The sequence below is a fragment of the Bacillus sp. C1 genome (genome assembly GCF_054570475.1).
The window spans coordinates 202773-215250 of record NZ_JBTMZT010000001.1 but is presented as its reverse complement, the minus strand read 5'-3'; the positions used below and the strand labels follow the sequence as shown (position 1 = coordinate 215250).

8 protein-coding genes, 2 pseudogenes and 1 other annotated feature are annotated in these 12478 nt (G+C 37.7%); of the genes and pseudogenes, 1 reads left to right on the top strand and 9 read right to left on the bottom strand.

Going from position 1 to position 12478, the window contains the following annotated elements; all coding sequences use genetic code 11:
- Nucleotides 1-45 precede the first annotated feature (45 nt).
- The 8 genes and pseudogenes from mreB to ACX5JI_RS01060 form a co-directional block, all read right to left on the bottom strand.
- Entirely contained in the window at nucleotides 46-1062 is a 1017-nt protein-coding gene (mreB, locus tag ACX5JI_RS01095) for a cell shape-determining protein MreB (protein WP_459499269.1), read from the bottom strand.
- Between the two features lie 159 nt (nucleotides 1063-1221).
- Nucleotides 1222-1362, bottom strand: a pseudogene (locus ACX5JI_RS01090) (JAB domain-containing protein); the annotation flags it as partial.
- A gap of 79 nt (nucleotides 1363-1441) precedes the next feature.
- Entirely contained in the window at nucleotides 1442-3325 is a 1884-nt protein-coding gene (locus ACX5JI_RS01085) for a reverse transcriptase/maturase family protein (protein ID WP_459499268.1), read from the bottom strand.
- A gap of 571 nt (nucleotides 3326-3896) precedes the next feature.
- Nucleotides 3897-4433, bottom strand: a pseudogene (radC, locus tag ACX5JI_RS01080) (RadC family protein); the annotation flags it as partial.
- Between the two features lie 47 nt (nucleotides 4434-4480).
- A complete protein-coding gene (locus tag ACX5JI_RS01075) occupies nucleotides 4481-5056 on the bottom strand; it encodes a Maf family protein (RefSeq protein ID WP_459499267.1) in 576 nt (191 codons plus the stop codon).
- A gap of 418 nt (nucleotides 5057-5474) precedes the next feature.
- The gene (locus ACX5JI_RS01070) at nucleotides 5475-6434 is read right to left on the bottom strand and encodes a stage II sporulation protein B (RefSeq protein WP_459499266.1); all 960 of its coding nucleotides are present in this window, start codon (nucleotides 6432-6434) and stop codon (nucleotides 5475-5477) included.
- 162 nt (nucleotides 6435-6596) lie between these two features.
- Entirely contained in the window at nucleotides 6597-7898 is a 1302-nt protein-coding gene (locus ACX5JI_RS01065; RefSeq protein ID WP_459499265.1) for a bifunctional folylpolyglutamate synthase/dihydrofolate synthase, read from the bottom strand.
- 94 nt (nucleotides 7899-7992) lie between these two features.
- Nucleotides 7993-10638 (bottom strand): valine--tRNA ligase, encoded by a 2646-nt coding sequence (locus ACX5JI_RS01060; RefSeq protein WP_459499264.1) that lies wholly within the window; start codon nucleotides 10636-10638, stop codon nucleotides 7993-7995.
- A gap of 37 nt (nucleotides 10639-10675) precedes the next feature.
- Nucleotides 10676-10907, bottom strand: a binding site (T-box leader).
- A gap of 244 nt (nucleotides 10908-11151) precedes the next feature.
- On the opposite strand from ACX5JI_RS01060, the gene ACX5JI_RS01055 reads away from it, so the two are divergent.
- Complete coding sequence (locus tag ACX5JI_RS01055) at nucleotides 11152-11346, top strand: YszA family small membrane protein (RefSeq protein WP_098491261.1); 195 nt, start codon at nucleotides 11152-11154, stop codon at nucleotides 11344-11346.
- 24 nt (nucleotides 11347-11370) lie between these two features.
- Here ACX5JI_RS01055 and ysxE read toward each other — a convergent pair whose 3' ends face one another.
- Entirely contained in the window at nucleotides 11371-12399 is a 1029-nt protein-coding gene (gene ysxE, locus ACX5JI_RS01050; protein ID WP_459499263.1) for a spore coat protein YsxE, read from the bottom strand.
- Between the last annotated feature and the right edge of the window lie 79 nt (nucleotides 12400-12478).

Below are 12478 nucleotides of genomic sequence, written 5' to 3'. Positions count from 1 at the left end.
CCTCTTAACTTCATTGATTTTTATTTTTATTTTTATTTTGAAATATTATCGAGCAGTTTTGAAAAGGTCGATATTATCTAAAGCTTTACCTGTTCCAATTGCTACGCAATCAAGTGGGTTTTCTGCAACAAGAACTGGCATTTTCGTTTCTTCACTAATTACTTTGTCCAAGTTGCGAAGTAACGCACCACCGCCTGTTAACACAATTCCACGGTCCATAATATCCGCTGCTAATTCCGGCGGCGTTTTTTCTAATGTATTTTTCACTGATTCAACAATTGCCTCTACTGTATCTTTTAGTGCATCTGCAATCTCTTCAGGTTTAATTAATACTGTTTTTGGTAAACCACTTACTAAATCACGACCACGGATTTCCATTGGTTCAACACCTTCTGGGTCACCAGCAGATCCGATTTCCATTTTTAGTGCTTCCGCTGTTCTTTCCCCAATCATTAAGTTGTAGTTCTTCTTAATGTATTGAATGATAGAATCATCCATATCATCACCGGCAACACGAACAGATTGACTTGTTACAATCCCACCTAAAGAAATAATAGCAACTTCTGTTGTACCACCACCGATATCAACAACCATGCTACCAGTTGGTTCCCAAACAGGTAAGTTTGCACCGATTGCTGCTGCAAATGGTTCTTCGATTGGATATGCATCGCGCGCGCCTGCTTGACGAGTTGCATCGATTACTGCACGTCTTTCTACAGCCGTAATACCAGATGGTACACAAACCATTACATAAGGCTTACGAGAGAAAAATCCATTTGATTTTTGTGCTTGTTGAATATAGTATTTCATCATTGTCGCTGTCGTTTCATAGTCAGCGATTACACCGTCTTTCATAGGACGAAGAGCTACTACGTTTCCTGGTGTACGACCAATCATTTGTTTCGCATCGCTACCAACTGCAACGATTTGTTTTGAATCTGTTTGTAGTGCTACAACTGAAGGTTCGCGTAACACCACACCTTTTCCTTTTACATATACAAGCGTATTCGCTGTTCCTAAATCAATTCCAAGATCACGAGTAAAACCACCAAATCCAAACATGTTATCTATCTTCCTTTCTCATTTCCACGGACTCATTTTCTTACTTTATATTTATAATAAAACAGTACGTTTTTATACTTTCTATCCTTTATTGTAAGCGAATGCCTACAAAAAACTCATAAATCACATTATAAAACAAAATAAGTAAAAAGAATAGTCTTAAATATGACCTTTTTCTTTTAAACTTACGAATTTATGGTCACCTATAATAATGTGATCAAGAACTTCAATTCCAATAATCCTTCCGCATTCTACTAATCGTTTTGTCACTTCAATATCTTCACGACTCGGCGTCGGGTCGTAGGGTAGGGAGCATGCGCCTTACTTTGTCCCCAAAGCAGGTTTCATAGTCCCCCCCTCAGAACCGTACGTACAGCTTTCACTGTATACGGCTCGCCAGTTGACTAATCGGATTTTGCTTCTCATGATGGTCATGATGGCATTTAAAGCATAGGACGATAGTTTTCCTTTGTCGTTCAATCATAATCTCGTCCAAATACTTTAAATTTCGTTTCTTTTTCAAGTCCTTTAGCTTTCTAATGTGATGAACTTCCATCTGACCTTCTGTTGCACCGCACGCTTCACATTTATTTGCCAATAAACGCTTTTCAAAATCTGTTCGCCCAGAATATTTCATTGTGTTCACATATGAATCTATTTCTGGTGTATCAGCTTTAATCGCACCCTTATGTTTAGGCAGGTCTTTTAATTCCACAAACTGATAAAGTTTTTCATTGCCATGTTTATCTTTTCTTACTAGACAAAGTACTCCTTGTTTGTGGGTTCTCATGCTTGTAGCCACTTTCATTGAGGTACTTCTACGTTTATTAGCTATGGTTTTAATGAAACTACTCTCTGCTAAATAAAACAACTTATCTAAATGATGGTAATTATTCGCTAGCTTGTAGTAGTTTGCAATTCCTCGCAGTTCAGCGTTATAGGTATACAGAATCTCTAACTCTGAATTGTTAATAAGCTTTGCTCGATGTATAATTTTGAAATTATCAAGATTACCATATCCGTTTTTTATAGCAAATTCTTTCATTTTCTTTTTGGGAATTTCCAACTTAATTGCTCCTGAGAGAGTCCTCTTTTTTAAAGGATGTTTATGGTTTTTATACAAGACCCTAGTCACTTTCATTTCATCCCACTTACGAAATTCATATCCAAGAAAGGAAATTGGATTCTCCAAGTGGGTGATAAGTGTTTTTTCTTCACTTAATTCAAGGTGCAGTTCTTGTTTTAGAAAATTCTTTATCGTTTCTTTTATATTCATTGCACTATCTTTGGAACCAGCTATCCCTATTACAAAATCATCAGCATAACGAACATACTTCATTCTTTGATAGTCATTATCCATAGGATTGACAGAGGGGATAACAATCTGTTTGCGCTTTAACTCTGCGATAGTTTCTGTTATTTTCTCTCTGCCTTCCCATAATCGATGTCCGTTTCTGTCATCTAAGCTTTTGACTTTTCGGGAAAGCGAACGGATTTCCGAGCGTATTTTAGTGTATTCTTTATTTCTCGCCCTTAATTTTCCTTGATCAAAATTCTTCATTTTCTTTTCCAAAAATACGTCGAACTCATGAAGATAGATATTGGCTAATAAGGGTGAGATAATACCGCCCTGTGGTGTACCGCTGTATGTTTTTTGATAAATCCAGTTCTCCATGACACCACTTGCAAGTGCATTGTGAATAAGTAGAAGGAAACGATGGTCATTAATTCTTTTTGAGATAAGATTTAATAGTACAGAATGGTCAATATGGTCGAAGAAGCCTTTTATGTCTCCTTCTATACACCATGTTAACCCCTTCCATGTGTTCTTGATTTGGGATAATGCTGTGTGACAGCTTCTCCCTTCTCTAAATCCATGAGAGTTATCTGAGAATGTTGGTTCATAAACATTTTCCAAAATCATTCTCATTACTTCCTGTACCAACTTATCTTTAAAATTAGGAACTCCTAGAGGTCTCTTTTTACCATTTGCTTTTGGAATATAAACTCTTCTTACAGGTGCAAAACGAAACGCCCCATTCTTGAGTTGTTCAATGATTTCATCAATCTTTTGTAAGCTAAAACCATCGATTGTTTCTTCAGACGTTCCTTTTGTTAGATTCCCAGCATTCGGATATAGCTTTGCGTATGCTTTAATCCATAGTTCTCTTTTATACATGAGACGGTAACAATCCGTTATTGTTTTACCATTTTGAGAAGCTTTCCTTATAACGTCCAACTGATGAAATGGATTTATTGCCATATTCATGACTCCTTTCTCATTGACGTTCACATCAACCTGTCTCCCTTCCCCCTGCTAAACTCATTACAAGCAAACGTTGAGTACTATGGAGACTCCGTTACCGTATGCAATTTTCATAGACCTATGTCTAATAGCCAATTGGCGCTTGCACTTAGGTAATCCCTGCATTATGACATAATTTTAGATACGTGATGGTTAGGTATCCCTTTCGACGGTTTCCTCTAGTGGAGGATTGAAGGACAAACCTTACTATGGACAGGGCTCAGGCGATACCCAGCAGACATAGCGGAGGTATGTCTCCCATTTTGTCCTCATTGCCTGTTAACTATCGTAGACAACGGCGCACCCACCGCTCATTCGTCTAGGATTCAAGCAGTGTAGCTTTTACCATACATCACTTGGTCTGAAGAACCGACTCGACATTAGATAGTTTGGTCATCTTTTCTCCTTTTCACATCATGCTATGTTCCCTCTATGGGTTTCCCCTCAAGGTAAGATGCTGACCATAGAACATTGTAAGGAGTTCTAGTTTTCTAAGAAAACGCTAAAATTACGCACCTTGCAGGCGCACACCTGAAGGATGGTTATGCAGACATATAATAGAGGCTGCCGCGCGGCGAAAAGCTTCTTTGAACACCTCGCGGGGGTGCACAATGGAGGCATTTAGACTTCCAATAAACACAGTTTGGCGATGCATCACTTGATTTTTCGTATTTAAATATAAACAAACAAAGTGCTCTTGCTGTAAAAAACGCATCTCTTCCATCATGTAACGTGCACAATCCTCTGGACTTCGAATGCTATAGCGATTTTGGTACTCTAAACGCACCATTCTTCTTCCGAGTTCAAAAGCAGCAATTAGCTGAGATGCCTTTGCTACTCCTACACCATGAATGCTTGTTATCTCTTCTATTGTAGCATCTTTTAACATGCGTAATCCGTCAAAATGATATAAAATTTGATCAGCTAATGTTAGCACAGTTTCTTCCTTAGAACCGGTTCTAAGTAGCACCGCAAGAAGTTCCCGATTCGATAAATTACTTGCTCCTTCTACTAATAAACGTTCCCGTGGTTGTTCTTCTTTTAAAACATCACGAATACCGTTCATATTTTCACTCCTTTTTTTCGTTTTTCGCAAAGAAAACCCATGCAATGTTAAGCATGGGATGCATCATTATCGAACTGCTTTAACTCGCGAACAAGACGTGCAATTGGTAAACCTACTACACTGTAATAATCTCCTTGAATATGCTGAACAAAGATAGAACCTTTCCCTTGAATGCCATAACTTCCTGCCTTATCAAGTGGTTCTTTCGTCCCAATATACGTATCAATTTCTTCATCTGTTAATTCCCAAAATGTAACTTCTGTACGTTCATAGAAAGTGACTGTTTTTTCTTTTGAAATGAGCGCAACACCGGTATATACTTCATGTGTTTTTCCTGACAATAATTGCAGCATTTCCTTTGCTTCCGCCTCACTCGCAGGTTTTCCAAGAATGCGCGATTCATACGTAACAATTGTATCTGCACCTAATACTAAACATTCACCATAATTTTCTGCTACAGCAGATGCTTTTTGCAAAGCAAGTGACATCACAATATCAGCAGGTGATGAATATGCACCGATTGTTTCTTCTATTTCACTTACAACAATTTCAAATGGTACATCCGCGAGTTTAAGTAATTCCTTACGGCGCGGTGATCCAGATGCTAAAATCAGTTTTTTCATATGTTTCCCTTTCCTTTCTTGTGTATCACAGAACCATATAGCTTGATCGTATCAAATGAATATCTTTCCCTCAAATTCAAAAAAATATCATTTTCTTTTTGGAAAATGGCTGCTTCCGTTTGCATACGACTTCATTCTGTACACCAAAACAACAATTTGCTCTCAAATATATAAATCCAATTTGATTTTCTAACAGATACATTATGGTTATGAAGAACAGACAGAGACCTCCACTCATTTTCTCCTTCTGTTTTCACATGGAATGGGGCTAAAAAAGGCACTGACCACTTCTATCCATGGCCGGATGCTCTCATCCATCTAAAAAAATGGTTTGATGTTAGTTTTTTAATTTGAATTTATATATAATCCCAAAGAAAAGAAAGAAGTATCGGCACTTCTTTCTTTTTACTCCATTATTCTACTCTTTTGCTTTTTGCGAAACAACTTTTTCATAAGAAATCAAGCCATCAATGATCACTTGATTCAATTTCGCTACTACTTCTTTATCGGCCTTTTGTTCTTTTATTGTTTGCGCAGCTACTGATGCATACGTATATATTTTTTTTACCTCCTCATCTTTAATGGATTTTTCTTCTTTTTCAATCTCCTTCCATCCTTTTCCAATCACTTCTATCTCTTTCGGATCGCTTTTACTTCCAGATTCTATACTAGCCAAGTGCTTTACAAAGTGAATGTATAATGGTTGTAATTTATTGAGCAATGGACCAAATTCTTTATCGTTTTTTAGCAATGCCTGATCTGTAATTTCCCATTTCTTTTTCAAAACTGATACGCCGTCCTTTTTATATTGTCCGACTAATTGGTCCACAGATTGCTCGTTATTAGAAATTCCAACTACAAGGGAATACTTATCATTATTCGGTTTAATAGCTGCTACAATGCCCTTATCTTTCCACTCTTGAATAGCTGCTCTTCCTGTTTCTTCAGAGGAATAGAGACCGCCTTGCACAAAATATAAAGTAATTGGTTCTAAAGCAGCAGCGTTCCCTCCTTTCGTTTTTTCTACTTTTTCCTCTTCAGCCGTCACTTCTTTTTGCTCTGATTGATTATTCTGTTCTCCACTTGTTCTCGTAGCTTCCCGAACCGTACCTTGTCCCGTTAACAAGTGAAGCATTCCCATCCCTAACACTGTACCAATGATTATGGCAGTAGCAACTGTAAAGATAAGTATATTATTCCACTTCTTCCGTTGCCGCTGAATAGATGGTAGCTTATTCTTTTGAAATGGCACTACATTTTGTGACGCCTCGCTATCAACTACCATCCAGTCAAACTCTTCTTTTTGTTGCTTCTTTTCCTCATACTTCGCTTCCGTTCCGTTTACTTTAACTGAGATTGTTCGTGATTGCTTGTCCATACCCTCACCCCTCACCTCTTATCATTGTCCGCATCATAACATACTCACTACATAAAAAAACGAGATATCTGTCAGAGGGATTCGTCAAATTGTTGCATATTGTTATCTTATATGTATGCATTTGACTTCATTTGTAGAACAAAAAAACTAGGACATGCTGCCCTAGTTTTTTTCACGAATATATTTTCGAACCTCTGAAATGAAATAAAGGGAGCCTGTGATAATGAACACATCCCTTTCTTGCAGGTTGTTTATTTTCGCATCAATTGCTTCTTTCCAATTCTCAAAAATTTGCTTTTTCTCCTTATTTGAATAAGCAGCAAGCTCCTTAGCCGGGATCGCACGATCAAATGTGAATGTTGTAAAAATCATTTCATCTGCAACTGTTTCTAATTGTCCTACCATATTTTCTAGTTGCTTATCACCAAGAGCAGTAAATAACACAATAACGTTTTTATCATTGTAATGAGTCTCTACTGTTTTCACAAGACTCATAATCCCTTCCGGATTATGAGCACCATCAATAATTACATCCGGATTACTTTGCATTCGTTCAAATCTTCCAATCCAGTATGCTTCACTTAACCCTAAGCGAATTTGCTTTTCCTCCATTAAGAATGATACGTATATTTTAAGATACATAACCCCCATCAATGCTAGTGCTGCATTTCCAACTTGATGACTTCCTTTCATTGAAATCCGAACTTCCTCAAAAGAAGAAAACGGACAAGAAAAATCAAAATACTCTCCCTCTTGACTAGAACGCTGATGCGCTGCTGTAAATTGCTTTCCGAGTTCATAAAGGTTTGCATTTTTTTCTTTAGCAACTTTTCGAATCACCTCAAGTGCTTCCTCATCTTGTACCCCCGTAATAACTGGAACCCCTGACTTAATAATCCCTGCTTTTTCATACGCAATTTCTCCTAACGTATTCCCTAAAATATGCATATGATCATGACCAATATTTGTAATCAACGTCAATACAGGATGAACAACATTTGTAGAATCATAACGGCCGCCAAGCCCTGTTTCAAACAAGACGATATCACAGAAGTTGACTTTACCAAAATAACAGATTGCCATTACTGTAATGATTTCAAATTCCGTTGCTTCTCCTAAGTTCGTTTTATCTAATTTTTCTACAACTGGTTTAACCAAATTTACAAGCTCAGTAATCTCTTCATCTGTAATTGCTATTCCATTTACACTAATCCGCTCATTGAATGTTTCAATGTATGGAGATGTAAATGTACCAACTTTATACCTTTCCGCTTCCAGCATATACCGCATATATGTTAACGTGGAACCTTTTCCATTTGTTCCTGCAAGATGAATGCATTTTATATGATGCTCGGGATTCCCAAGTTCCTCTAGCATCCATTCCATTCTTTCTAATCCTGGTTTAATTCCAAACTTTAATCGGCTATGAATCCAGTCAATTGCTTCTTCGTATGTAAGTACCACGTATGCATTCCCCTTTCAAAAGACAAACTTCTTGATTCTATTATACGCAAAGAAAAGAGACTCACCAATATAGTGAGTCCCTTAAAAATGATTTTTATTTTTGAAGATCAGCTAAACGTTGACGAACTGCTTCACGTTTTTCTAAGTAATCTTGCTCTTTCGCACGCTCTCCTTCAATAACTGCTGCAGGAGCTTTTGCTACGAAACCTTGGTTTGAAAGTTTCTTCTGTACACGCTCTACCTCTTTATCAAACTTCTCAAGTTCTTTTTCAAGGCGCGCTTTCTCTTCATCAAGATTGATAAGATCAGCTAACGGTAAGAATAATTCTGCACCTGATACAATTGCAGTCATCGCTTTTTCTGACGCTTGTAAATCCGTCTCGATTGTTAATTCACTTGGATTACAGAAACGCTCAATGTAAGAACTGTTTTTCGTAAGCTGTGCTAGTACCACTTCATCTTTTGCTTTAATTTGCAATTGAACTTTTTTACTCATTGGCGTATTTACTTCAGCACGAATGTTACGAACAGAGCGAATGATATCAACTAGAAGGTGCATTTCTGCTGCTGCTTCTTTGTCTTGTAAATCTTCGCGAACTGTTGGCCACGCTGCTACTGTAATAGACTCGCCTTCATGAGGTAAGTGCTGCCAAATTTTCTCTGTTACAAATGGCATAAATGGGTGTAATAAACGCATCGTTTGATCTAGTACGTACGCTAAAATAGAACGAGTTGTTTTCTTCGCTGCTTCATCTTCACCGTATAATGGCAGTTTTGCCATTTCAATGTACCAATCACAGAAATCATCCCAAATGAAGTTGTATAATGCACGACCAACTTCACCAAATTCATATTTATCCATGTTACGCGTTACACTTTCAATCGTTTCATTTAGGCGAGTTAAAATCCACTTATCTGCAACTGACTTTTCACCAGTTAAGTCGATATCTTCATACTTCATGTCATCCATATTCATTAATACGAATCGTGAAGCGTTCCAAATCTTATTGATGAAGTTCCAAGTAGATTCTACTTTCTCCATGCTAAAGCGTAAATCTTGGCCTGGTGCACTTCCTGTTGATAAGAAGAAACGCATTGCATCTGCACCGTACTTTTCAATAACATCCATCGGATCAATACCGTTACCAAGAGACTTACTCATTTTACGTCCTTGCTCATCACGAACTAAACCGTGAATTAATACATCTTTAAATGGACGCTCTCCTGTAAACTCTAAACCTTGGAAAATCATACGAGATACCCAGAAGAAGATAATATCATAACCAGTTACAAGCGCGTCTGTTGAATAGTAACGTTTGAAGTCTTCTGCATCTTCATTTGGCCAACCAAGTGTTGAGAACGGCCATAATGCTGAACTAAACCATGTATCAAGTACATCGTTATCTTGATTCCAATTTTCAATATCTGCTGGTGCTTCTGTACCTACGTACACTTCACCAGTTTCTTTATGATACCAAGCTGGTATGCGATGTCCCCACCATAATTGGCGAGAAATACACCAATCGTGAATATTTTCCATCCAGCGTAAATATGTGTTTTCAAAACGCTCTGGTACGAACGTTACTTTTTCTTCTTCTTTTTGTTGCAGCGCAACAGCCTTTTCTGCAAGTGGTGCCATTTTTACGAACCATTGCGTTGATAAATAAGGCTCTACAACTGCTCCGCTACGTTCACTATGACCAACAGAATGCATATGAGGCTCGATTTCTACTAATACACCTGCTTCTTGCAAGTCTTTTACTAACTCTTTACGGCATTCAAAACGGTCCATGCCACTGTATTTACCAGCTTTTTCATTCATTGTACCATCTTCGTTCATTACAAGAATGCGCGGTAAATCATGACGGTTACCTACTTCAAAGTCGTTCGGATCATGAGCTGGTGTAATTTTTACAACACCTGTTCCAAAGTCTTTTTCTACGTATTCGTCAGCGATAATTGGAATTTCACGACCTACGATTGGAAGTGTAACTGTTTTTCCGATTAAATGTTTATAGCGCTCATCTTCTGGGTGAACTGCTACTGCTGTATCACCAAGCATTGTCTCTGGACGAGTTGTCGCAAGGCGAATGTGACCAGAACCATCTGTTAATGGGTAATTCATATGATAGAATGCACCTTGTACATCTTTATGAATTACTTCAATATCAGATAATGCAGTACGTGTCGCTGGATCCCAGTTAATAATATACTCACCGCGGTAAATTAAACCTTTTTCGTATAGTTGAACGAATACTTTATTAACCGCATCAGATAAACCTTCATCTAATGTAAAGCGTTCACGAGAGTAGTCTAGTCCTAAACCAACTTTTCCCCATTGCTCGCGAATGTGAGAAGCATATTCTTCTTTCCATTCCCATGCTTTTTCAAGAAATTTCTCACGGCCAAGGTCGTAACGTGAAATCCCTTCTTCACGAAGCTTTCCTTCTACTTTCGCTTGTGTTGCGATACCTGCATGGTCCATACCAGGAAGCCATAATACATCGTACCCTTGCATACGTTTTGTGCGTGTTAAAATATCTTGAAGTGTTGTATCCCACGCATGACCTAAGTGTAACTTACCCGTTACGTTTGGAGGCGGAATTACGATTGTATACGGTTGTTTTTCCGCATCTCCTTTTGCTTCGAAATATTTGCCATCAAGCCACCATTTATAAAGACCTTCTTCCACGGACATATGATCATATTTAGTCGCTAAATTCTTTTCCGTATTTGACATTATTTTCCCTCCTTAAAATAAAAAATGTCCCTCATCCAAAAAGGACGAGGGACATCGTGGTACCACCTTTATTTACAAACAAATTCAAAATTTGCTTATACTCTTAATTTGATAACGGACAGATCCGTCTTTTCCTAATGAGAATGACTCCGTTCAGAAAAGATGCTCCAGGGCTACCTTCTAACATGACTATCTAGAGAATCTCACAGCTACTAATTCTCCTCTCTGCAGACGTTTAATGTTATACTCTTCCCCTTCAATGCATTTATATAATTGTTAGCTATTATATACAATAGTGTAAAAAACGAAACTACATTCGTCAAGATAAAAATAATTTTCATCCCCACTACTTTCTATACTTTCCTCATAAACATATACTATCGTCAATCAGCTTAACCGGTTTTATTACAATCTATACAAAAAGGGCACAAGCACATTAGGTACTTACCCGGCATATTGTAATATTACCTCTTCACTTGTTACGATTACTCACTTTAGTATGGAGGAATTATTATGCGACGGTACAGACGCACTTATAATTTTTCAACCCCTTCATGGGTTAGAAATTTACAAACAATATTTTCCGATTTTGCAATTCCCCTTACGATTTTCCAAGGAATTCGCACGTTGCTACTTCCGACCTTTTTAGACTTTATCATCCTTATTATCTTTGTTGTCGCAACGATTCGTTTGCATTTTCAGCCGTAGCCTCAATAATACTTGAGGCTACGACTATCCTTCATTCCCTTGCTGCGCTGCTTGTAATTGTGAAATAAAATATTCTACATTACTTACAAGCCAATGCGCTTGCTGCATTGTTTTTACACCTTGAAGTTCTTTCTTTTCTCCTCGGCTTTGCCCTTTACTTGCATAAGATTGAACTTGCTGAATAAATGAGGATGGGTATGTTAAGTACGTAAACATAAGGAGTTGTTCTTCTTTTGTAAATGGAAAATTCTTCTGATATACCTGATACCATTCAAAACGATCGCTTCTCGCAATTGGATATGTGTTCAATGAACGGGAATAAAAGCGAACAAGATCTTGAACTGGTGTGGCAAACCCCGACTTTTCTAAACTAATAAAATAACCGTTTCGTTCATAATCGAATAAAAAATGATTCATCGATACGTTGCCATGGATAAAAGACACTCGTGTTTTTTCTTTTTCTTTCATCGCTTCATGCCACTCCGAAAACTGTTTCGTTGCAAATTCACGAGCTCTCATCACATGATGAAAATACGTACAATACTGTAATTCAAACGGAGACATATACCATTTCGCCTCAGATTCCACAAGAAATCGTTCTAAAAACTCACCATCTTTCTCCCATCGGTCTGAAATATTTGTATAATGCTTCTCTAACACTTCTTCCGTATAGGTCTCTTCCTTTACCGTCCTTTGATGAAGTAGCGCTAGCGTCTGAAGCATTTTATGATATTGATCATTATCCTCTCCGCCGCCTTCTGCTCGCTCTAGCCAAGGCATTAAATAGTAACTATATGTTTCATCGTTCAAAATGTGATTTCCATCTATCGCATGATAAATGGGTGCATAATGTGTAAATCCTTTTTCACGTAAAAACTGAACATGATACACTAAATTATTTCGCTGCAATCGATGAGATGGTAATTTTTTTAATGCATATGGACCTTGATTTGTATAAATTTTTATGACACTACCGTGCTCTTCCATATGTTGGACATCCAATTGATACCGCTGTACGATTGGTGTATAACGATTTCGCAATTCTATATCCATACGAATGATCCTTTCTCATTCAAAAGCGTAAGATAAAATGAAACTTTAATCAGTGGGAGGTTCTTCATCACCCGCTGAT